The organism is Gemmatimonadota bacterium, from assembly GCA_040388535.1.
Lineage (GTDB): Bacteria > Gemmatimonadota > Gemmatimonadetes > Gemmatimonadales > GWC2-71-9 > Palsa-1233.
The window spans coordinates 207,261-230,682 of the sequence record JAZKBR010000007.1; the positions used below are offsets into that span (position 1 = coordinate 207,261).

A 23,422-nucleotide genomic window follows, 5' to 3' on the forward strand; every position below is an offset into this window, starting at 1 on the left:
GTTAAGTTCCGTGATGATCCCACCCCGCTCCAAGATCCCTGCCCTTCCGCCGCGTCTCGAGGGCCTCGCTGCCCTCGCCCTGAACCTCGCCTGGAGCTGGCAACGCCAGGCCCGTGGCCTCTTCCGGCGCATCGACCGGGCAAGCTGGCTCGCCTCGCACCACAACCCGATCGTCGTGCTGCAGAACGTCGATCCGGAGCGGCTCGAGGCGCTGGCTCGCGATCCCGATTTCTGCGTGCACTACGACAAGGTCATGGAGTGGTTCGCGGTCGAGCGCTCGTCGTCGGCCGGGTGGTTCCGTGATACCTACCCGACCATCGCCACCGAACGCCCGGTCGCCTACTTCTGCGCCGAGTTCGGGATCCATGCGTCGGTGCCGATCTACAGTGGCGGCCTCGGCATTCTCGCGGGCGATCATTGCAAGACCGCGTCGGATCTTGCGGTGCCATTTGTCGGCGTCGGACTCTTCTACAAGAAGGGCTACTTCGACCAGCGCATTCGCCCCGACGGCTGGCAGGAAGATTCGGACGACGAGTTCGATCCCGCGACAACGCCATTGGTGCCAGTGGACGGACCCGGAGGCGCGCCGTGGGTCACGGTGCTCGAGACCTTCGGTCGTCCGATCCACATTCGCGTCTGGACAATGACCGTCGGGCGCGCGCCGCTCTACTTTCTCGATACTGATCTCGAGATCAACCACCCCGACGATCGGGCCCTGACCAGCAAGCTCTACGCGGGTGGGCTGCCGATGCGGCTGCGTCAGGAGTGGATTCTCGGCGTCGGCGGCGTCCGGGTGCTCCGGGCCCTCGGCGTCATGCCCGGCGCCTGGCACGCGAACGAAGGTCACGCCGCGTTCATGATGCTGGAGCGGGTGCGCGAGCTGATCGAGCAAGGCGGTGACTACTCGAGCGCACTACCCAGTGTCCGGGCGACCTCCATCTTCACGACGCACACACCGGTTCCTGCCGGGCACGACGCCTTCGAAGTGGCCCAGGTCCTCGAATGCGCGGGAGCGGAGTACTTCCATGCGTTCGGTGCATCCGCCGAGACCGCACTGCATCTCGGCGTGCATCCGCATCGCGAGCCAACCCAGTTTCACATGACGGTGCTCTCGATCCGGCTCGCCGGGCACGTCAATGGCGTGGCCCAGCGTCACGGGATCGTGTCACGAGAGCTCTGGGGCGATCTCTGGAGTCCCCGCCCGGTGGAGAAGGTACCGATCGGGGCCGTCACCAACGGAGTGCACCTCGCGACGTGGCTGGCGAACCCGATGATGCGGCTCCTCGACAATCACCTCGGACAGGACTGGGGCGATCGGCTCGATGATCCGGAGACCTGGGATGCCGTGCTTGGGCTCGAAGCCCGCGAGCTCTGGAACACGCACCAGGAGCTGAAGGATGTGCTCTTCAGCCATATCCGCGAGGAAGCGAGGCGCCGCTGGACCAGCAAGTGGACCGAAGCGGCCCAGGTCGTCGCCGCCGGCACGCTGCTCGATCCGCACGTGTTTACCATCGGCTTCGCCCGCCGCTTCGCCACTTACAAGCGGGCCAACCTGCTCTTCCGTGACCTCGATCGGCTGCGGACGCTCCTCGTGAACCAGCGTCGGCCGGTGCAGCTGATCATCGCGGGCAAGGCTCACCCGGAAGACACCCCGGGCAAGGAGATCCTGCAGGAACTGCATCACTTCACCCGCGACCCGATGTTCGAGGGGCGCGTGGCGATTCTCGAAGATTACGACATGCACCTCGCCCATCTGCTGGTGCAAGGCGTCGATCTCTGGCTCAATGTGCCGCGCGTGCCGCTTGAAGCGTCAGGGACTAGCGGGATGAAGGCGGCACTCAACGGGGTGCCCCAGCTGAGCACGCTCGACGGCTGGTGGGAGGAAGGCTTCACCGGGAAGAACGGCTGGGCGATCCCCAAGGCGGGGCCCGAGGAGGAGGCAGATGAAGCGGACGCAGAGCATCTCTACACCTTGCTGGAGAACGAGATCGTGCCGCTCTGGTACGAGCGGGATGACCGCGGTTTCCCGCGCAGCTGGGCACAGCGGATGAAGGAGTCGATCCGCGTGGCCGGCAAGCGCTTCACGACGCGGCGAATGCTGCAGGACTACGTGCGCCAGTACTACGCCCCGATCTTGCGCGGTGATCCCTTTGCCGACGATCCGCCACTCTCGTGATGCCATGAGCGAGCCGCGGTCCCTCGCGCTGCCGACCATCCGTGAGGAAGTTCCCACGGTGGTCCACCTGAGTGCGGAATACTTTCCGTACGCCCGCACGGGTGGCCTCGCAGAAGCCGCGTGGGGATTGCACCGCTTCCAGGATCGCGGTGGTCTGCAGACGATGGCAATCACCCCGCTCTATCGCACCGCTCGCCAGCACCTGCGGCACCTCGAACCCGTCGGCGAGCCCTACACGCTCTATTTTGGCGACCGCGCCGAGACTTTCCGGCTCTGGCGCGACCTCGACCCAGCTTCCGAAACGCCGACTTGCTTCATCGAGCACGACGGCTACTTCGATCGAGCAGGCATCTACGGCGAAGGCGGTCGTGACTACCCCGACAATCACCGCCGCTTCGCCGCGTTTGCGGCCGCTGCCGTCGCCGCGCTGCCGCGGATCACCTCCGGGCCGGTCCTGCTGCACGCCCACGACTGGCACGCCGCGCTCGCACCGGTCTATCTCCGTACCTGGTGGCGCGGCAATCCGTTCTTCGATCGCATCCCGGTCGTGATGTCGGTACACAATGGCGGCTACCAGGGCCATTTCGGCCCCGAGGTGATGCCCGAACTCGGCCTGCCGTGGGACCTCTACACGCCGGATCGACTCGAGTGGTACGGCAAGACAAACTTCCTCAAGGGCGGACTGATGTATACCGACGTCGCGACGACGGTGAGTCCGTCGCACGCCGTCGAACTGCGCACTCCCGCCGGCGGTTTCGGTCTGCAGGAGGTGTATCAGTGGATGGGTGAGCGCTTCACCGGCGTGCTCAACGGCATCGACCTCGAAGTCTGGAATCCGGTGCACGACCGCCACATTGCCGCGAACTACTCGCGCGGTGACCTGCTGGGAAAGGCTGCCTGCAAGTCCGATCTGCAGCGTCGCTTCGGACTGCCGGATGATCCTGCTACGCCTGTGGTCGCACTGGCTGGCCGCATGGTCACCCAGAAAGGCCTCGACCTGGTGATTCGCAATCACGCGCTCTTCCACCTGCCGGCGCAGTTCGTCTTCCTCGGCAGTGGCGAGCAGAAGTTCGAGGAGGCCTTCGCCCAGTTGCGCTCGGCGATGCCGCACCGGATCGCGACCGAAACAAGGTTCTCCGATGGGCTCGAGCACGTCCTGATGGCGGGAGCCGACCTCTTCCTGATGCCTTCGCAGTACGAACCGTGTGGGCTGACCCAGATGCGCGCCCAGCATTACGGCACCATCCCCGTCGCACGGCGCGTCGGTGGCCTGGCCGACACGATTGACGACGGCGTCACCGGATTCCTCTTCGACGCGTTCGACGACCGCGCACTCCTCGGTGGCATGTGGCGCGCGATGACCGAACATCGGTCGCGCCGCTCCTGGCTCGAGATGCAGGAGGCGGCGATGCTGCGCGACTTCGGCTGGGATCGCGTCGCCGAGCGCTACAGCGAGCTCTACACGCAGGCGATCGTGCACCGCGCCGGGCGGACCGGGTGAGCCTCCGCTTTGTCCTGACGCTGCACAGCCACCTGCCGTGGGTGCTGCATCACGGCCGCTGGCCGCACGGCTCCGACTGGATCTGCGAGGCGGCACTCGACACCTACCTGCCGCTGGTGCAGCTGCTCGACACGATGGAACGCGAGGGGATCGCAGCGCCGATCACCCTCGGGGTCACGCCGATTCTTGCGGCCCAGCTGGCGCACCCGTCGTTCGTCGAGGAACTCGAGGCGTACTTCGCGCATCGGCTCCAGACCCTCGACGAGGCGCCCGATTCGCTGCGCGAGAGTGGCGACCACAACCTGCTGCCGCAGGTCGCGTTCTGGCGCTCCCATATCGAGGGATTGCAGGCCACCTGGCGACAGATTGACGGCAACCTGATTGCTGCCTTCCGCCATCACGCGGAGGCGGGCCGGATAGAACTGATCTCCTCGGCCGCGACGCACGGCTTCCTGCCGCTGCTCGCGCGGGATGAGAGCATCCGGCTGCAACTGCTCGCGGGCCGGGCAGAGCATCTGCGCCAGTTCGGCGAATTGCCGCAGGGCTGCTGGGTGCCCGAGTGTGCCTATCGTCCGCGCGGCCCGTGGCAACCGCTCCCTGCCGCACCGTACCAGCACGATCGCGCCGGTATCGAAGATCATCTGCGTTATGCCGGCTTCCGCTGGTTCTTCGTCGATGCTCATCTCGCGGAAGCGGGCGAAGCGTTCGAGGTCTATGAGGGAAAGGTGCGGCGCCGCGCGATGCCCGCGATGCGGCGCTCGCCATATCGCGCATACCAGGTCGGCACGCCACCGAGTGGTCGGCCGATTCACGTCCTGGTACGCGATCCGCAGACCACCACCCAGGTGTGGAGCCGCCATGGCGGCTATCCCGGCGACGGCAACTATCTCGAGTTCCACAAGATCCGCTACCCTGGCGGCCTCAAGCTCTGGTCAGTGACCGATACCGCTGCGGACCTCGGCGAAAAGCAGCCGTACCACCCGGAACGAGCCCGCGCGGCAGCGCTGCGCCACGCGGAACATTTCCGTACCCTGCTGCAAGCGGTGTCGGCAGCAGCACTGCGCGGTGATACTGCGATCGTCGCTCCCTTCGATACCGAACTGTTCGGCCACTGGTGGTTTGAAGGAGTCGATTTCCTGCACGACCTCTACCAGGAGATCGCGGCCCAGGGTGGTGTGCGTCCCGTCTCGGCCGGTCGTCTGCTACGCGAAGCGCCGCCCACCACCGCGCTCCACCTGGGCGAAGGATCGTGGGGAGCGAATGGCGACTTCTCGAAGTGGCTGAATCCCGAGACCGAGTGGACCTGGGAGCGGCTCTGGCCACTCGAGGAACGCTTCTGGAACGCGGCGCCCGGGGCGCTCGCGCGGCCCGATCTCACGCCGATTCTGGAGCAGGCCGCTCGCGAGCTCTTGCTCCTCCAGTCATCCGACTGGCAGTTCATCATCTCGACTGGTGCGGCCGGCGACTACGCCACGAAACGCTTCGTCGAACATTGCGAGGCGCTGGAGAGCCTGTTGCCCACGCTGGAACAGTTGCCCTGGAACATCGACGGCGCCCTGGCCCACGCGGCGGCGCTCCGACGGATTGACGGACCGTTCCCCGAGTTACTCGGGGCGATCGCAGCGGCTTCCGACATCACCGTCAGCTGACCTTCTCAATGCGTCACATCGTCATCCACGGGCATTTCTACCAGCCCCCGCGCGAAGAACCATGGCTCGAACTCGTCCCCCGCGAACCGACTGCCCTCCCCGACCACGACTGGAACGAGCGCATCACCCGTGAGTGCTATGCGCCACTGGCTCACGCCCGAGTGCTGGATGATGCTGGTCGGCTGCGGCGCGTGCTCAATGCCTATGCGTGGTGCTCATTCAATGTGGGCGCGACGCTCTACCGCTGGTTCGATGAGCACGCGCCAGAAGTAGGCGCCGCCTTCCAGGCCGGCGATGCCGCGTCACGCCAGCGGGTCGGGTTCGGCAATGCTATCGCGATGCCGTATCACCACATCATCATGCCGCTCGCCTCGCGTCGCGACAAACTCACCGAAGTCCGCTGGGGCATCCGTGATTTCCGGGCGCGCTTCGGACGCGATCCCGAGGGGATGTGGCTGCCCGAAACCGCCGTCGATCACGACACGCTCGACGTCCTCGCGGCCGAAGGAATCCGCTTCACCGTTCTCGCCCCGCACCAGCTGGAGACGCCGCCGCAGCACGGTCGTCCGGGCTTGTGGCGTGGCGAGAACGGTCGTGAACTCGCGATCTTCAGTTACAACGGGGTAATGGCGCATGAGGTTGCCTTCGGCGACACGTTGAGCAATGCCGAGCGATGGGAAGCGGAACTGCACCAGACTCCGCTGGCGGACGATGGCGGCCCTTCGATCACGGCGATCGCAACCGACGGCGAGACCTTCGGACATCATCGACGCTTCGGTGACCTCGCACTCGCCTCGCTGATTGATCGCCTCGAGCGCGATGCGCCAGGCGAGATGACCAACTATTCGGCGCTTCTCGCAGCGTACCCTCCGCGCCTCGATGTCACTCTGGTCGAGAACACCTCGTGGAGCTGCCTGCACGGCATCGAACGCTGGCGCATCGATTGTGGCTGCCGGATGGACCCCACCACCAATCAGGCGTGGCGCGCTCCCTTGCGCGCGGCGCTCGAGGTGCTGGCGCAGGGGGTCCACGCCGTCGCCGAGAGCGCCTGGCCCGCCGATGCCGGCAATCTCTGGGAGGCACGCGACGCCGCGGGTCCTGACCTTGCTGGCGTCGCACACCTGCCGGTCCTCGCGCGTCGACTCCTCGAGGCCGAGCGACACGCGCTGGCGATGTTCACCTCCTGCGGCTGGTTCTTCGACGACATCGCGCGGATCGAACCGCGGATCGACTTGCGCCACGCCGCGCGCGCCATCGAATTCCTGCCGCACTCGCTCCACCAGCCGCTCGAGACCGCGCTTCTCTCAGCCCTCGGGCGCGCCATCAGCAACGACCCCACCAAGGGCGATGGGGTGGCGATCTGGTTCCGTGATGTGCTCGCCGAGGCAGATGGCCCGGCCCGCCTCGCGGCCGGACTCGCCGCGTTGCGCGATGTCCGCCCGGATGCCCTTGATGACCTCGACCTCCCTTCGCATACCTGGCGACTCGAAGGCGACGAGATCGTGACGCATCATCGCACCACCGGTCGTGAGTATCGCTGGCAGGCCGAGACCGAGACCCTCGGTGTCGTTCCGATCCTGGCGCGCGTGCATCCGCTCGATGAGCCATACAAGGACGACCGCACCATTCCGATCAGCGCATACCCTGGTCCGGTGCGCACCCTGCTCCTGCAGGTGGCGCGGCCGATGGTCTTCGAGGCCACCCTGTCGCCACTACAACGTGACCAGCTGCGCGACGGCATCTTCGACCATGATTCCGCTCGCCTGCTTGCACTCGCCGGCGCCTGGGCCCTGATCGACCGCGATGGCGTCGAGGACGCCGGCATCGTGCTCCATGCCGTGCTCGATCTCTACGACCTCGACGAAATCTTCATTCCGGACGATGTTCGCGTCGAGGCGTTCGAACGGCTGAGCGGCCATCCAGCGAGCGCGGCGCGGACCACGCTGGCGACCCGACTCTCGCTCGCGCTGCCGGACGCGCCGTGAGCGCGCCGCTCCGCTTCTGCTTCGGCCTGCATCTGCACCAGCCGGTAGGGAATTTCCGGTCGGTGTTCGAACAGCATCTCGATGAGGTGTATCGCCCGTTGCTGCGCGCCCTGATGGCCGGGGAAGCGTGGCCGGTCGCCCTGCATCTCTCGGGTCCGCTGCTCGAGTGGTTTGACGACAACGCGCCCGAGTTCGTCGACGAAATCGGCCGGTACGTGGCCGATGGGCATCTCGAGCTGCTCGCTGCGGGGCACGATGAGCCGATCCTCGCGGTCTTGCCGCGGGCCGATCGGATCGAGCAGGTCCTCCGGCATCGCGAACATCTCGTTCGACGCTTCGGCGCCGTGGCGAGCGGCCTCTGGCTCACCGAGCGCGTCTGGGAGCCCACGCTACCCGAAGAACTCGCTGCCGCCGGCATTCGGTTCGCGATTGTCGACGATCGGCATTTCGTCGTCAGCGGCTTCGCGCGCGAGCAGCTGCATCAGCATTTTCTGACGGAATCCGGTGGCCACCGGCTGGCACTCTTCCCGATCGACGAGAAGCTCCGCTACCTGGTGCCGTTCCGCCCGCCGGAGGAGCTTGCAGCGTACTTGCGCTCGCTCCGCGCCGACGGCCACCAGCTCGCGGTGCTCGCCGACGATGGCGAAAAATTCGGCGGCTGGCCCGGCACTCGGCAGTGGGTCTACGCCGATGGCTGGATGGAGCGCTTCCTCGCGACGCTTCGCGAACTGCGAGAAAGTGGCGAGGTCATCCTGTCACGCTTCGAGGATGCGCTCGACGCGACGCCGTCGGGCGGGCTCGCCTATCTGCCGTCGGCCTCGTACCGCGAGATGGAAGGTTGGTCGCTTCCACCCGTCCCATCGCGTGCATTGCTGCGGCTCGAAGATGAGTGGGGACCGAGCCGGCTGGCGGGAATCGAAGGCGGCCTGTTGCGCGGCTCGCACTGGCGGAACTTTCTGGTGAAGTACCCCGAGTCCAACCGGATGCACAAACTGATGCTCGCGCTCTCGGCGCTCTGTCGCGATCGCGGCGAGCCGGTCGAGGCCAGACGTGCCATCGGGAGAGCCCAGTGCAACGACGCCTACTGGCATGGCGTCTTTGGTGGCCTCTACCTCGATTTTCTTCGCGGCGCCATCTGGCACCAGTTGGCCACGGCCGAGAGCCTCCTTCGTGTCGGCGAACCACTCGCCGCCGAATCGTTGGATCTCGATGCCGACGGCCATCCGGAACTCTGGATCCACTCGTCCCGGCTCAGCGCACTCGTGGCACCGCATCGCGGCGGCGCCGTGGAGTTCCTCCTCGACCTCGATGCCCGCGAGAACCTGCTCAATGCGATGACCCGTCACGAAGAGGCGTATCACGTGACGGTCACGACGGTCACGCACGGGGCGGTTGAGCCGGTGCTCCACGATGTCGCAGGAGCACCGTCGATCCACGATCTCGAAGCGCTCACCGAGCGACCGCCGATTGATCGCGAGACGCGAGCGATGTTCGTCGACCGGTTGATCGCCGCCACCTCAACACGTGATGACTTCATTGCCGGCACGGTTCCGGTCCTCCACTCGTGGGCCGTGGCGACGCTCGCCGCGAGCTGGCAGGTCGACCCGGATGCGGTGTCGGTCGAGCTGACGTGTAATGACCTGGCGAAACGCCTGCGGTTCGACGCCGACGGCACCGTGCATTGCGACTGGCAATGGCTTGCCCCCGACGAGCATCGCTCGACCGGGGGCTGGTTTGCCACAGAAATCTCCATGTCCGCCCCACTCGAGATCGAGGCGCCCGGCGCGGAACGCTGGGAGTACCCGATCGAAACCGTCGCCAAGAGCGAGCGCGGCTTCGACCGGACCGTTCAGGGGACAGCGGTGGTGCTGCGCTGGCCCCTGAGCGCCGGCCAGGCCAGCGTCACGGCACGACGTCCGGCCGCTTCGGCGCCAGCTTCATGATCCAGAGCCCCGTATTGATGTCGGGGACGAAGATCACGCCATTCTTGACCACCGCACCCCACGCAAAAGTTGCCCGCGGACGCATGCCAAGCGAGTCCGACGTGAGCATCCACGACATCTCTCGCCCCTGACGCAGCAGGTCGCCCTTTAGCTCGCCGCTGACATCGAGCACTCGCGCCCCACCCTGATAATTGCCCAGGTAGAGTGAGTCGCCCTCGACCCAGATGTTGTGCACCCCACCATCAGTCGGCTCGTACCACGCGACCAGCTTCGGCTTCTCGATGTTCGTCACATCGATGACCTGCAGACGTCCGAAGGTGAGATTGTTGCCGTCCTTCAGCCCTTCCATCTGCTTCTCGGCGTAGACCTCATCACCAATGAAGACATAGTTCTTGTGACGCCAGGCGGTGTGAGTGCCGCGGGCGCCGAGGCCGTAGAGCTGCTCCACCCGCGAGTAGAGCCGGTTCAGGTCGTACTTGAACTGCGACACGAGGACCGGCTTCTCGGGCGATCCGCCCTTGATCCCGTTGCCGACATCGAGAATGATCAGGCCGTCGTTCCAGTACGAGAGATAGGCCAGTCCGTCGAGCACCATCACGTCGTGGACATAGCGACCGGCCACGGTCTGCTGCGCTTCCCAGCGACCGGCCTCCCGGGGATGAAGCGGATCACGAATATCGATGACCCGGATCGACCCGGTCGCGTCGTCAGTGACGTAGGCGTATCCCTTGGCGACATACGACGAGTGCGCACCACCAGAGAGCGTCGCGGTGTACTCCGAAATCGGCTTCGGGTGGCAGGCGTTCGAGGCATCGAAGACGACAATGCCGTTCTTGCGATCCGACGCGCCCTCACGCGAGAAGACGCCGTACTTGCCATCCTCCGTCGTCATCACGTCGTTGACGATGCGAGCATTCGTCATCATCGAGTCGACGATCTTCGGCGCGCCCGGATTCGAGACATCGATGGCGTAGACCCGGTCGGCAATCGTGCTCAGGTAGGCGCACTGCCCGTTCGGATGCACCCAGACTTCGGCGGTCGAGAACTTCAGCGGCACCCGGCCCAGCACCTGCAAGCCACGCCCGACATCGCGCAGGGAGACCTCGACCAGCGCTTCGGCCTGCTGTCCGGCGGCCGAGGCGATCACCGTGTACTGCCCGGGCACTTCGGCGACGAAGTGACCGTCGGTGCCGATCATCGCAGTGCCGGTCGCGCTCTGGGCGCTCCACGAAATCGCCGCGTCGCTGATGGCTTTCCCGCTGGCATCCTTGAGCGAGGCGACGAAGCGGATGACATCCCCCGCGCGTACGGCAGAGCGCGCCGGGGTCAGTGCCAGCTTCACCCCTGCCCCGCTCACGACCTGGATCGGCTGCTCAAGGCGGGCCGGCCCGCTGGTCGCAATCACCGACGCCCGGCCCGGCGCCACGGCACGCGCAAGACCATCGGCAGAGACGGCGAGCACACCAGGATTGCTTGACGCGAAGGTGACCTTGTCGTAGCGGATGTCGTTCTGTTTCGAGTACGGCGTCGCGGTGAGAGTGAAGCGCGTGCCCACCACCGCACGAGTCGGCGTCGGCTCCATCACGATGGTCGCTGGCGGCGCCGGCAATACCGTGATCCGCGAGAACGCGGTGACCTGACCGCCACCGGCCTTCGGCGTCACCGCAGTGACCGTGATCTTTCCGGCGTACCCCGCGACCACCAGCCCGGTCGAATCCACACTCCCTTCATCGCCGCCGGTGAAGTAGAAGATCGGCGCGTTCGGCAGCGGCTTCCCCGCGGCATCGAACGCCTTCCCCGACACCTTCACGGTCTGTCCGACCTGCACCTGCGCCGCAGCGGGGGTGACTTCGAGTCGAACCGCCTGCGGCGGCGTCTGTTGCATCAAGGCACCCAGTACCAGAAACAGCATCTTTCCTCCAGGGTTCAAGCAGGTGAAGCGGGTAGATCAACGACGACGGAGCGCCACGTCGATCGGCGCACGAACAACCACTCGGTACGACAGTTCCCACGGCGTGCCGAAGAAGGCGACGCTCTTTTCGTGATCAATCCGGTGCCAGCGTACTTCGGCATCGAGGGTGACGCCCCCCTCCACCGGGGTGCGATGCAGCACGCCGATCTCGGTATAGGTGCGGTGCGAGCGATAGAAGTTCGGGTCGTGTCCGGTCGAGTTGTAGTTGTTGTCGCCGGCATCACCGCTGAAGTCCTTGCCGATCCAGTGCAACGCGAAGAGTTCGGTGCGCCGCAACGGCGTGACCCCAGCCCGGAGCCAGGTGCCATGGCCGTTTTTCGGTCGGTCGACCGGGTACTCCGGATCAATGTGCCCGTTGCTGAAGAACTGCCACGCGGCAAGCGACGACTCGCCCAGGTGATCGATCCGGCGATGCAGTGTGGCGCCAAACGCCGTCACCCGGTTGTTGCTGGTCGTCACGCCGGCATTGTAGAGCTGACCACCACGATGATACCAGAGGTGCTGCCCCTGAAGCGCGAGCCAGTCGGTGGCATCGAGCCGCGCCGTGACCCCGACCTCGAACTGTTCTCGCTGCGACGGGGTGTTGAGCTTTTGCCAGTTGACCCAGCTCTCGCCGCGGAAGGCTCCCCGGGTCTCGATGTACTGCAGGCCGTACTCCACCGGCGTGGTGAGCTCGCGCGTGGTCACCATGATCGGCTCGAGAAGTCCGTGCCGTCGCACCGTCTCGAGGGAGCCGAGGACCGCCTGCGAGTGCCGGGTGGCGTAGCGAAAGGAGAGCAGCGGCTTCACCGAATCGGTGAACTGCTCCGACCCCCACCGCCGGTCAGCGAAGAGCCCCACCCGCACTTCGGTCCGGCGGCCGGTGGACGCCTCGATCCAGCTCGAGAGCTGCCCCCCGAGGATGGTCTCGCCGACCCGATACGAGGTGAAGAATTCGGTGTTGTCTCCGTAGAAGACCGCCCGGGTTCGCCAGTCGATCCGTTGCGCGGCCAGTGGCACGACGGCAACCAGCGACAGGGTGGCGGCGAGCGGAACGAGTGCCAGGGGACGAATGGAGACCTCACGGCGGGAATGGGGGCGAGCCACTATTTTAGTGCCCCTATGACTACTTCGCGCATTGTCCGGGTCGGACTGGTCCAGCAGCGGGTCGGCGGCGATCCCGCCGGGAACCTCGACCGCGCCATCGCAGGGATCCGCGAGGCGGCCGCCAAGGGCGCCCAGCTCGTCTGCCTGCAGGAACTCTTCGGCTGGTACTACTTCTGCCAGCGCGAGGACCACGACTTCTTCAAGCTGGCCGAACCGATCCCTGGCCCCAGCACTGCCAGGCTGTCGGCGGTGGCGAAGGAACTGGGCGTCGTGCTGGTGGCCTCGCTCTTCGAAAAGCGCGCTGAAGGCCTCTACCACAACACTGCCGCGGTCATTGATGCCGATGGAAGTTACCTCGGCAAGTACCGGAAGATGCACATCCCGGATGACCCGCAATTCTACGAGAAGTTCTACTTCACGCCTGGTGATCTCGGCTTCCGGACCTGGCAGACCGCGGTCGGCAAGATCGGCGTCCTGATCTGCTGGGACCAGTGGTATCCGGAGGCCGCGCGGCTCACGGCGCTCTCCGGTGCAGAGATTCTGTTCTACCCGACCGCGATCGGCTGGCTCCCGGCCGAGAAGAGCGAGTACGGCGAGCGGCAGCAGGGCGCCTGGGAGACGATCCAGCGGAGCCACGCGGTGGCCAATGGGGTCTTCGTCTGCAGCGTCAACCGGACGGGGCACGAAGTGCTCCCGGGCAGCGAAGCCGGTGCGCAAGGGATCGAGTTCTGGGGCGGCTCCTTCATCGCCGACCCCAACGGCCGGATTCTCGCCAAGGCGGGACAGGACGAGGAAGTCCTTGTGGCCGATTGTGATTTCGGGGCAGTCGATGTGGTGCGCACCCACTGGCCGTTCCTGCGCGACCGTCGCATCGACGCCTACAGCGATATCACCAAGCGCTACATTGACTGAGTCGCTCGCCGCACTCGAATTCCGGATGCCCGCCGAGTGGGCCCGGCATCGCGGCACCTGGCTGTCGTGGCCGCATCGCGAGTCATCGTGGCCGGGCAACTTCGCGCCGGTGCTGCCGGTCATCGCCCAGATGATCCGTCATCTCACGCCCGGCGAAGAAGTGCACGTCAATGTGACCGACGCCGAGATGGAGCGCGACGCACGCGCCGTGCTGGCGGCGGCCAAGGTGGCGACGCACAACGTCTTCTTCCACCACAATCCTACCAACGACGCCTGGTGTCGCGATCACGGCCCGATCTTCGTGCAACGCGGCAACGAGCAGCGCATCCTCGATTGGGGCTTCAATGCCTGGGGCGGCAAGTACCCGCCGTTTGATCTCGACGACGTGATCCCCACGCGCATCGGTGCCGAGTTCGGCATTCCGGTGTCGCATCCGGGGATGATCCTGGAAGGTGGCTCGATCGATGTGAACGGGCGCGGCACCTTGCTTACGACGGAAGCGTGCCTGCTCAACCCCAATCGCAATCCCGACCTCTCTCGCGAGGAGATCGAAACCCGGCTTCGTGACTGGCTGGGGGTCCGCCACATTCTCTGGCTCGGTGATGGCATCGTGGGCGACGACACCGATGGTCACATCGACGACATCACCCGCTTCACCGATGAGGCGACCGTCGTCACCGTGTTAGAAGAGGACCCGCGCGACGAGAACTACGAATTGCTGCAGGACAATCTCCGCCGGCTGCAGTCGATGACCGATCAGGACGGCCACCCGCTCCGGATCGTGACCCTGCCGATGCCGCGGGCCGTGGTCTACGAGGAGCAGCGCCTCCCCGCTTCCTATGCCAACTTCTATATCGGCAACGACGTGGTCCTGCTGCCGACCTACGACCCCGCGCGAGATGCGGAGGCTCAGGCCACGCTCCAGGGGCTCTTCCCGACCCGCCGGGTGGTCCCGATCGACTGCACCGAACTGATCTGGGGCCTCGGGGCGTTTCATTGCCTGACACAGCAGTGGCCTGAGATAAACGAGAAGGGAGAAGCGAGAAGGGAGATGGGCGAGGGCCTGTTGCCCTGAGCGGAGCCTTCGAAGCGGGCAGAGTCGAGGGAGCCCGAGCTTCTCGCTTCTCCCTTCCCCCTTCACCCTTCTCGTTCCAGACTTGCAACCTTTCCGGTCCCTGCCCCATCCTAGCTCACGTGACTAGCCACGCGATGACCCTGACCACGCCGCTCGCAGGCACCCCGACACTCGACCTCGAATCGGTCGAGGTTCGCCGTGCGGCCAGTGGGGATGAGGGGGCCTTCGCACGACTCTATCGCCGCCACGTCGCCAGGATCCATACCCTGGTCCGGCGGATGGCGGGTCCCGATGCGGCGGATGACCTGACCCAGGATGTCTTCATCCGGGCCTGGGACAAACTGCCGACCTTCCGGGCCGAGAGTGCCTTCAGCACCTGGCTGCACCGGCTGGCGGTCAACGTGGTGCTGAGCCGGCGCCGGAGCCAGAAGAGCGAACGGACCTGGTTCATCGATGATGACACCCCGCTCGGATTCGCGGCAAGCAAGAGCCGCCATCCAGGCACCACGATGGATCTCGAGTCCGCCATCGCCCGGCTCCCTGAGGGGGCCCGGCAAGTCTTTGTTCTGCACGATGTCGAGGGATGGACCCACGAGGAGATTGCCGTGCAGTTCGGGCTCGTCCCCGGGACCTCGAAGTCACAGCTGTCGCGGGCTCGCGCCGCGTTGAGGAGAATGCTCGATGGCTACTGAATCCGATGAACTCGACCCGCGCCTTGCCGATGCTGTTCGCGGCCTGCGCGATACGCCGCCGGCAGCCGACCTCTGGCCCGAAATCGCCCCGCGCCTTCAGCCACGCGTGCCTGGCACGGTGCGGCTCCGCTGGCCCACCGCGCTGGCTGCCGGACTCGCCATCGCGGTGGCGTCCGTTGGCGGCACCGTCGCGGTGCTTCGTCGCGCCGAACCGCCCGCGCCGCTGGTCACCTTGCCGAAGAACACCGGCTTGCCCGTGATTTCAATCGCTTCACCGGCTGACACCACGCTCGAGAGCGCCATCAAGCAGCTTGAGGTCACCCTGCTCTCACTACAGGACAAGCTCGACCCCGCATCGCGTGCGTCACTCGACCGTTCCCTCAGTGTGCTCGACAAGGCTATCGGAGATGCAGCGGCGCAACGTCAGGCGGAGCCGAACGACCCGCGTGCTGCCCGTTACCTGACCGCCACGCTGCGCAAGAAGCTCGACGTCTTGCGCACCGTGACCGTACTCGCCTCGGCGCGCAGCTGAGCGGGAGAAGCACCCATGCTCGCGTCTCTGCTCCTCTCGGTTGCCCTGATCTCGGGCACGTCGGAACCCGATACCAGCGCGCGCCTGCCGCGTGGCGGCTCGGTGGAAATCGACGCGCATGCTCGCAACGTGAATATCCGCACCGGCACGACGGACGCCGTCACGGTGCGGAACGGCACGCTGGACACCGACGGCAAGACGATTTCGATCAGCGCCGATGACCTGCTCCGCACCCAGGGCGGCACGATGGAAGTGCTGCTGCCCGCGTGGGCGCGCGTCTCGGTCAGCACCTATACGGGGAACGTGACCGTCGATGGCGCACCAGTGCGACTGGAGGTCGAGTCCTTCCAGGGCTCGATCCGTGTCAGCGGTGGCAGCGGCGCACTGGAGTTGGCCAGCGTGGCGGGAACGATCAGCGTCAGCGACTTCAAGGGAACGCAGCTGAGCATTGATGCCACCGGGGGGGACGTCACGGTCACCAATGCTACAGGCCGGATGGAGGTCTCGAGCATCAACGGCGCGGTGCGGATGCGCGGCATTCGTTCTCCGCACGTCGAGGCGTCGAGCGTGAGCGACGGGCTGGAGTTCGAGGGTCCGCTCGCGGCCGATGGGCACTACGAATTCAGCAGCCATGCCGGCGGCGTCGTGCTGACGCTTCCTGCGGATGTCAGCGCGCGGTTCACCGTCGAGCTGTTCAGCGGCAAATTCCTGACCCAGATTCCGGCAACGCGTCCTGGTGACCGAAACGACGACGACGGAAATGATTTCACGGCGGTGTTCGGCAAGGGTGCTGCGCACGTTGAAGTCTCCTCCTTCAGCGGCGACATCCGCGTGCTGAAGGCCGGCGGCCGCTGACCCTCAGCTGAATTTCGGCGGGCGCTTCGTGTGCACGTCGCTGGCGACCTGCCACGCGTGCGCGAGCCGCAACGCCAGATCTTCCCGCCACAATCCCGCCACAAAAGTCACCGCTCGTGGCTGTCCCGTCTCGCTGAATCCGCTCGGCACCACGGCCGTCGGATGCCCCGACAGATTGGTCGCTGTCAGCACCGATCCGGCATTGGTCGGCGCAATCACCACATCGACGTCCTGATAGAGCTTGTCGAGCGACTCGATCACGCGACTGCGCACCCGATTGGCCTGGATGTACTCCACTGCCGGCACCAGTTGCCCGCCACGAAAGGTGTTGGGCCAGGCCCCGGCAGTTTGCTGCACCATTCGGTCATCCTGATTGGTGCGAGTCAATTCATCGAACACCGCCGCCCCCTCGACACTGATGATGAGCGAGAGCGCCGACGCCGGCAGTTCTTCGGGCCAGGTCACTGGCACGAGCGTCGCCCCTTGCTTGACCATCCCGTCAAGCACAGCCTGGTTGAGCACCAGTGCGGCAGCCGCAGCGGCGTTCCCGGCCGGCGCAGGCTGGGTCATCGCCGGATGGACGCCAATGCGAATCTGCTTGAGCGGCAGCGCCGGGTCGAAGTCGAACGGCAGGGTTCGCGACGAAGGATCACGCGGATCCGCCCCGTGAATCGCTGCAAAGACGAGCGCGAGATCTTCTGCGCTTCTCGCGATCGGGCCGATCTTGTCCATCGTCCACGAGAGCGTCATCGCGCCGAATCGCGAAACGCGACCGTAGGTGGGGCGCAAACCGCTTACTCCGCAACGGCTGCACGGAGAGACGATCGAGCCGAGGGTCTCGGTGCCGATCGCGAACGGGAAGAGTCCAGCCGAGACGCCGCTGGCGGACCCCGCGCTGGACCCACTCGACCCGACCTCGGTGTTCCACGGATTCCGCGTCATCCCGCCAAACCAGACATCGCCCTGCGCGAACTCGCCCAGTGATGTCTTGGCCACCAGTACGGCGCCCGCTGCATCCAGCCGCTCGACGACGGCGGCGGTCTGTTCCAGCATCTGGTTCTGATAGATCGGCGAGCCCCAGGTCGTGGGGTAGCCGGGTACGGCGAAGAGGTCCTTGGCCCCGTACGGGATGCCGTGCAGCGGTCCGCGAAACTTGCCCGCCTTTGCCTCGGCATCCAGGAGGTCGGCCTGCTTCAGCGCGCGGTCGGAGGTGAGGTTGATGACGCAGTGCAAATCCGGTCCATACTGCGTGAGCCGGGCGAGCGAGCGCTCGACCAGCTGTCGCGAGGTGACCTGACGAGCGTGGATGCGCTGGCTGAGCGTCGCGACGCCGGCATAGGCCCAGTCCGGCTCGGAACCGGGAGGGGCGACAGGGGCACGCCGGACCGGCCGCCTGGTGGCTGTCGGTTTCGGCTGCGGTCGGGGAGCGCCCCCCACCGGGACCGGCTCGAATCGGAAGGCCGGCGGAACGCCGTTCTCGAGCGGCACCTTCCGGATCGCGTCATAGTTGCGGAGGAAATTCTCGAGATTCCGGAGGACCATCTCGCGCTCGGCGTCGGTGTATTCGAGCCCGAAGAGCGCCTCGGCCGCCGCGACCTGCTCTTTGGTGATTGGCGAGGCGCCTGCCCCGGCCAGAGCTTCGTCCGGAGCCTCCCGGGTGAGGCCCGGAAGCGGAACCCCAAGCGCGGCGGCCAGGGCGAGAAAGGCTCGGCGATCGACGGATGCGGACATCGGCTGGGCTCCGGGTTGGCGGCGGGCGGGGCGGCTGCAACCCTTGTCAGGGCTGAAGACGTCAGACCGGAAGATCAGTACAGTGCCACTCTCAGCCAAGGACGCGCTGCATGCGGACAGCTCTCGTCACTACCCTCGCTCTCGCGCTGGCCACCCTCGCGGCCGGTCGCGCCCTCCCGGCCCAGGAGACCCGATTCTCGCCCACGCTTCGGGCCGGGCAGCACCTCGACATCTCGACCATCGATGGCGACGTTTCGGTTACCCGGGGCGAGGGCCGCACGGCGGAAATCATCGCGACCAAGCACGTCCGTCGTGGCGATGCCTCTCGGGTGAAGGCGGTCATGGAGCAGACCAGCGACGGCTACAAGGTCTGCACCATCTACCTGCATCGGGACGAGCCCGATCGCGACACCTGCAATGGTGGTGAGCGTCGTCGAAATAGCTGGCGCGACAATGACAACTATGACATCGAAATGAGCTATGTCGTGCGACTCCCCGCCGGCGCAGTCCTCGGGGTGCACACGGTAGACGGCAACGTGGATGTCCGCGGAGTGGACGTGGCGGCGACGATCAACACGGTCGATGGCGACATTACCTACGAAGGCGTCGCGCCGTACAAGCTCAACACGGTCGACGGCGATATCCGGGCGACCATCAGCAGCGGGGCCTGGAATGCCGACGCCGCGATGAATACCGTGGATGGCTCGATCGAAGTGTCGCTCCCGGCGGATATCGCACTCGAGATTCGCGGCTCGACCGTGGATGGTTCGTTCCGGAGCGACTTCCCGTTGACGATCAAGGACAAGTGGGGGCCGCGCTCCATCCAGGGCACCATTGGCAGCGGCGCCACTCGCGCACTTCGACTCGGCAGCGTTGATGGCGACATCACGCTCCGCCGCCGGTAAGACCTACTCCATCACCCGAGGAATCTGCACGATGCGCAATCTGACGTTGGCCCTGGGCCTGCTGGTCGCGGCCGCTCCGCTCGCCGCCCAGGAGACCCGATTCACCAAGGAGATGTCGACCGGTTCCCGGCTCGTCATCGAGAACATCAACGGCGAAGTTCGGGCGACCCAGGGAACCGGCCGCACCGCCGAGATCATCGTGACCAAGACCGTGAAGCGCGGCGACGGTGACCTGGTCAAGGCAGTGATGGAGGAGAGCGGTGGCGAGGTGCGTGTCTGCACCATCTACCTCAATCGCAACCCGAACCGGACTGGCTGCAAGGACAATGGCCACAACGACGACAACTGGCGTGGCAAGGACCGCCTCGAAGTGACGATGCAATACGAGGTGCGCGTCCCCGCCGGCGTCCGGCTCAATGTCGAGACCGTCAATGGCGGCATCGTGATCACCGGTGTCGAATCGGAAGTCCGTGCCGAAACCGTGAATGGCTCCCTCGAATTCGATGGTGCCAATGCGACGTCACTGAGCACCGTGAATGGTCAGGTCCGGGCCACCTTCTCCCGCGCCAACTGGGAGGGGACACTCAATGTCGAGACCGTGAATGGCGGCGTCGACCTCACCTTCCCCGCCAACTTCGCCGCGGAGATCAGCGGTGAGACGGTGAATGGTGGCGTGACCACGGCCTTTCCGATCACCATCGAGGGGAAGTGGGGTCCGAAGTCGTTCCGCGGGACGATTGGCAGCGGTGGCGGCCGGTCGCTGAAGATCGAGACGGTGAACGGCGGGATCACGCTGCGGAAGCGGTAGCAGAGAGACTGGAGTCTGGATCAGGGGTTGTCACCCTGAACGAAGTGAGGGGGCGGAGCTTTCGGGTGGTACGAAGGCCACGCCCCCTCGCTGCGCTCAGGGCGACAATCGTCTCTAGTCTCTAGTCTCTAGTCTCTAGTCTCTAGTCTCTAGTCTCTAGTCTGTTAACCTTCCCGCATGGCTACTGACCTCTTCTCCGTCGCAGGCGCCGCGCGCTGGCAATCACTCCTCAACAGCTCCACTCGCTTTGCGGATGCCGCGGCCGACTGGTCGGGATCGTTGCTGCTCGTCGAGGAGGAGGGGGCCGAATCGCTTCGGCGAACCTGGGTTCGCATCGCAGGCGGCAAGTGCCTCGAGGCCCGGCCCGGCGACGCCACCGATTTCGAGCCCGCCGAGTTCGTGCTGACTGCCGCGCCGCGCGTCTGGCAGGCACTCGTGAGCGCCGAAACGACGCCGGCGATGGCGGCAATGACTGGCAAGCTCAAGCTCACCAAGGGTGAGGTCTTTGCACTGATCCCGCACGCGCGCGCGGCCGCCGAATTGCTGGCGGCCGCGGCTGCGGGGGAAGAGACGGCGGGCTAGCGAACGCGGTAGCGGACGATTCCCTGCATCCCTTCGCGATCGCCGGCGAGCCACTCCACGACTCCGACCATCTGATCGCCCTGCACGAGCAAGCCGGTGACATTACCAGGAATCCGGCGGGTCCCGAGGAATTTCCCCGCACCGCTGAAGACATCGACTTCAGTGCTGTCGGAGCGAATCCGCGGCGTCGCTAGCCACAGTCGCCCTGCCCCATCCTCGGCAATCGCTGTCACCGTGATCTGGGCCTTCGGCCTCTTGAGCAGCGGGTCGATGATTGCGTGCGCGGCCTTCAATTGCTCCGCTGTCGCGCCCTTGAGTTGAGTAGCCAGCTGCTCCTCCACCCGGGCCTTCTCCGCCTTGGTCATGAACTCTGGCGGCATCCCTGGGCGGCTCATCGTCAGCCGCTTGATCCCCTTGGCATCGAGCACGAAGACCATATGGTCGCGTGGCGCCGGCAAGTACCAGCCGCCAGCACGACGAGGCAGCACCGCGGTGGCGAACGGCGTAACCATCTTGAGATTCGGGTCAACGAAATGGCCGGCCGAGTCGGCAGCGATCGGCGCAAAGTGCGCGACACTCTTGCCGCTCGTCAACGATACCGCGACGAGCGACTGGCCCTGCGTCGCAGGCTTGCCGGCCACCGGGGCATCGTTGGAATTCGTCGGGACGCCCAGCCCGTAGATCGAATCACCCACGACCTGATAGACGCCGAGCATAATGCCCGGTACCGACACTGAGCGCTCGATCTTCCAGGCCGACGAGATGAGCGACATCCGTGCATTGGCCTGATCGTAGGCGACCACGCCGCCCCCGGGCCGGGCGACGATCGGGCCCGCCAGCCGGAACTCGCCGGGTCCGCTTCCCTTGTGGCCGACCGAGCGCGTCGTTCCGGTCGCCATGTCCGCGCAGAGCACCACTGCATCGTCGGCATTGAACATTGCCAGGCAACCAGACTTCTCGAGTGCAATGCGTGGATCGATGCGGAAATCGAGCTCCTGCAACGAGGCCGCCACCGGCAAGGGTGTCAGGGTCGGTAGCGCCTGCGCCTGCATCGGCAGCGGAAGGAACGCGAGCAACAGGAGGCGTTTCACGAGTGTGCCGTGGGAAGAGGATCAAAGGCAATCGGTGCGGCGAGTACCGCATCGGGAATGGCAAAGGACTGGGTGATCTGTTCCGCGACCGGTCGCATCTCCTGCATGCAGTTGTTCACCAGATACCGGATCGCCTTGGCCTTGGGAGTCTCGACCACGCCGTTCATCAGGAACCAGCCGAGATCGCGTTCGACGCGCGTGGCCCAGAAGGTGTCACGGACCAGCGCCAGCACCGGTCGCAGCGAACGATTGGCCCGCTGGACCTCCTGCTGGACCGCTTCGAATGCCACCCGTTCAACATGCGCGGTCGCGAGGTGCATCAGGTGGTCCTGCACGTCCTGCATCGTGGCTCCCGGATCACCCTTCTTCATTCCCGCGCGAATCCGTCGGGCGGCACCATCGAGCAGCCGTTCCTCGCGGTAGCGGAGCAGGTCGAGCTGCTGCTCGGGGTCGCGGAGGTGATCTTCATCATCGCGCCGGGCACTGACCGGGTTCATCGATTTGAGCACGGCACGTGCGCGGCGAGTCATCAGGCGGATGACGCCGAGTTCGGCGAACTCCTCTTTGTACCCAGTGAGCAGCGCCTTCGCGAGCAGTTGCATCAGGACGGTGTTGTCGCCCTCGAACGTCGTCCAGACATCGATATCGCCCCGCAGCACCGCGATCCGGTTGATGGCGAGATATCCCTGGCCGCCGCAGCACTCGCGCGCATCAGTGATCGCCTCCTGCGCCGCCCACGAGGCATACGCCTTGAGACCGGCCGCGAGCCCTTCGAGTTCCCTGCTCTCGCTCTCCTTCCGTGTCACAAAGCGATCGACGAGTCGTGACAGTGCGAGATCGAGCACGACTGCCGTCGCGAGAGCCGGCAGCAAGCGACGCTGATGGGTGCGATAGTCGAGCAGCAACGTCTCCGGACGCCCTTCCTCGCCGAACTGGCGCCGGCGATTGCCATAGCGTACGGCAATGGTGAGCGCGCTCTTGGCGGCCGACAGTGCCGACAGCGCAATGGTGATGCGGCCACCGACCAGCGTACCGATCATCGTGAAGAAGCGTCGTGCGGGATTCGCAATTGGCGACGAATAGATCCCGTCGGGCGAGACATCGCCGAAACGATTCAGCAGATGCTCGCGCGGCACGCGCACCTGATCGAACCAGATTCGCCCGTTGTCGACCCCGTTGAGGCCTTCCTTGATGCCGGTGTCGCCGATCCGCACCCCGGCGCAGACGGTGCCGTCGGCCTCGCGAATCGGTACCAGCAGCGCGTGAACGCCGTGCCGCTGATCACCGACGTGCAGCTGGGCAAAGACCGTCGCCATCCGCCCGTGCACTGCGGCATTGCCGAGCCACTCCTTGTGCCCGCTCCCTGAGGGAGTATGGATGACGAATTCCTGGGTGGTCGGATCGTACGTCGCCGTTGTCTCGAGATCGCGCACGTTCGAGCCGTGCCCGAGCTCCGACATCGCGAAGACGCCGAGGAGTTCGCCTCGCGCGATGCGCGGGAGGAAGTGCTCGTGGTGCCAGCGGGTGCCCAGCAGCTGGACACTCCCCTGAAAGAGGCCGAACTGCACGCCGAACTTGATGGTGAGCGAGAGATCGTGAAAACCGAGCGTCTCCATCGCCGCCATGAACCCGCGGATGTCTCCCTTCCCGCCGAACTCCGGCTCCACCGATAGCGCGCCGAGGCCATCCTTGGCGAGTTCACGAAGCCACTCCAGCACCACTTCGCGATACTCGTGATGGGAGATGCCGTAGCGGTAGGCGAAGCGGGGATCGGCGAGCCGGGCGCGCAGGAAGTCGCGGATCCCGACCGATTCACCATCGAACAGCGCCTTGAGTCCGGCGACGTCGACGAAAGGCGCCGGCCGTGGCGGAACCGGATCGGGACGTGACGGCGTGCGGCGAGCAGATGGAGGCGTCATCGGATCCT

At 65.8% G+C, this 23,422-nt stretch carries 18 protein-coding genes; 13 read left to right on the top strand and 5 right to left on the bottom strand.

Annotated features, from left to right (window positions below; translation table 11 throughout):
- Positions 1–13 precede the first annotated feature (13 nt).
- From glgP to V4558_14305, 5 genes are read left to right on the top strand one after another with little or no spacing between them, the layout of a single operon-like run.
- On the top strand, positions 14–2,176 hold the full coding sequence (gene glgP / locus V4558_14285; protein ID MES2306675.1) for an alpha-glucan family phosphorylase: 2,163 nt from the start codon (positions 14–16) through the stop codon (positions 2,174–2,176).
- A 4-nt stretch (positions 2,177–2,180) separates the two neighbouring features.
- Positions 2,181–3,677: a glycogen/starch synthase gene (locus tag V4558_14290; protein MES2306676.1), complete on the top strand. Its 1,497-nt coding sequence runs from the start codon at positions 2,181–2,183 to the stop codon at positions 3,675–3,677.
- Positions 3,674–5,326 carry a 1,4-alpha-glucan branching protein domain-containing protein gene (locus tag V4558_14295; GenBank protein ID MES2306677.1) on the top strand — a complete coding sequence of 551 codons (1,653 nt, stop codon included), beginning with the start codon at positions 3,674–3,676 and terminating at the stop codon, positions 5,324–5,326. Before V4558_14290 ends, V4558_14295 begins: the two co-directional genes overlap by 4 nt.
- Positions 5,327–5,334: 8 nt before the next feature.
- On the top strand, positions 5,335–7,311 hold the full coding sequence (locus tag V4558_14300; protein ID MES2306678.1) for a DUF3536 domain-containing protein: 1,977 nt from the start codon (positions 5,335–5,337) through the stop codon (positions 7,309–7,311).
- Positions 7,308–9,254 carry an alpha-amylase/4-alpha-glucanotransferase domain-containing protein gene (locus V4558_14305; protein MES2306679.1) on the top strand — a complete coding sequence of 649 codons (1,947 nt, stop codon included), beginning with the start codon at positions 7,308–7,310 and terminating at the stop codon, positions 9,252–9,254. Before V4558_14300 ends, V4558_14305 begins: the two co-directional genes overlap by 4 nt.
- Here V4558_14305 and V4558_14310 read toward each other — a convergent pair.
- Positions 9,214–11,166, bottom strand: coding sequence for an Ig-like domain-containing protein (locus tag V4558_14310; protein ID MES2306680.1), 1,953 nt, complete (start codon positions 11,164–11,166; stop codon positions 9,214–9,216). The two genes, V4558_14305 and V4558_14310, sit on opposite strands and share 41 nt — an antisense overlap.
- A 36-nt stretch (positions 11,167–11,202) precedes the next feature.
- On the bottom strand, positions 11,203–12,312 hold the full coding sequence (locus V4558_14315; GenBank protein ID MES2306681.1) for a hypothetical protein: 1,110 nt from the start codon (positions 12,310–12,312) through the stop codon (positions 11,203–11,205).
- A 15-nt stretch (positions 12,313–12,327) separates the two neighbouring features.
- Between V4558_14315 and V4558_14320 the strand changes: the two genes are divergently transcribed.
- The 5 genes from V4558_14320 to V4558_14340 all read left to right on the top strand — a co-directional run bounded on the left by V4558_14320 (position 12,328) and on the right by V4558_14340 (position 16,378).
- Positions 12,328–13,224 carry a carbon-nitrogen hydrolase gene (locus V4558_14320; protein MES2306682.1) on the top strand — a complete coding sequence of 299 codons (897 nt, stop codon included), beginning with the start codon at positions 12,328–12,330 and terminating at the stop codon, positions 13,222–13,224.
- 25 nt (positions 13,225–13,249) lie between these two features.
- Complete coding sequence (locus V4558_14325) at positions 13,250–14,299, top strand: agmatine deiminase family protein (GenBank protein MES2306683.1); 1,050 nt, start codon at positions 13,250–13,252, stop codon at positions 14,297–14,299.
- A gap of 119 nt (positions 14,300–14,418) precedes the next feature.
- Positions 14,419–14,991 carry an RNA polymerase sigma factor gene (locus tag V4558_14330; protein ID MES2306684.1) on the top strand — a complete coding sequence of 191 codons (573 nt, stop codon included), beginning with the start codon at positions 14,419–14,421 and terminating at the stop codon, positions 14,989–14,991.
- Positions 14,981–15,523, top strand: coding sequence for a hypothetical protein (locus V4558_14335; protein ID MES2306685.1), 543 nt, complete (start codon positions 14,981–14,983; stop codon positions 15,521–15,523). Before V4558_14330 ends, V4558_14335 begins: the two co-directional genes overlap by 11 nt.
- A 15-nt stretch (positions 15,524–15,538) precedes the next feature.
- On the top strand, positions 15,539–16,378 hold the full coding sequence (locus V4558_14340) for a DUF4097 family beta strand repeat-containing protein (GenBank protein ID MES2306686.1): 840 nt from the start codon (positions 15,539–15,541) through the stop codon (positions 16,376–16,378).
- A 3-nt stretch (positions 16,379–16,381) separates the two neighbouring features.
- On the opposite strand, the gene V4558_14345 is transcribed toward V4558_14340, so the two are convergent.
- On the bottom strand, positions 16,382–18,109 hold the full coding sequence (locus V4558_14345; protein ID MES2306687.1) for an amidase: 1,728 nt from the start codon (positions 18,107–18,109) through the stop codon (positions 16,382–16,384).
- Positions 18,110–18,219: 110 nt separating this feature from the next.
- Between V4558_14345 and V4558_14350 the strand changes: the two genes are divergently transcribed.
- The 3 genes from V4558_14350 (at position 18,220) to V4558_14360 (ending at position 20,404) form a co-directional block, all read left to right on the top strand.
- A complete protein-coding gene (locus tag V4558_14350) occupies positions 18,220–19,014 on the top strand; it encodes a DUF4097 family beta strand repeat-containing protein (GenBank protein MES2306688.1) in 795 nt (264 codons plus the stop codon).
- 31 nt (positions 19,015–19,045) lie between these two features.
- Entirely contained in the window at positions 19,046–19,822 is a 777-nt protein-coding gene (locus tag V4558_14355) for a hypothetical protein (protein MES2306689.1), read from the top strand.
- A gap of 177 nt (positions 19,823–19,999) precedes the next feature.
- Positions 20,000–20,404, top strand: a complete 405-nt coding sequence (locus V4558_14360) for an SCP2 sterol-binding domain-containing protein (protein MES2306690.1) — start codon at positions 20,000–20,002, stop codon at positions 20,402–20,404.
- Here the strand turns inward: V4558_14360 and V4558_14365 are convergent.
- Both V4558_14365 and V4558_14370 read right to left on the bottom strand, forming a co-directional pair.
- Complete coding sequence (locus tag V4558_14365; protein MES2306691.1) at positions 20,401–21,495, bottom strand: hypothetical protein; 1,095 nt, start codon at positions 21,493–21,495, stop codon at positions 20,401–20,403. The genes V4558_14360 and V4558_14365 overlap by 4 nt on opposite strands.
- Positions 21,492–23,414, bottom strand: a complete 1,923-nt coding sequence (locus tag V4558_14370; GenBank protein ID MES2306692.1) for an acyl-CoA dehydrogenase — start codon at positions 23,412–23,414, stop codon at positions 21,492–21,494. The genes V4558_14365 and V4558_14370 overlap by 4 nt, the downstream gene beginning before the upstream one ends.
- Between the last annotated feature and the right edge of the window lie 8 nt (positions 23,415–23,422).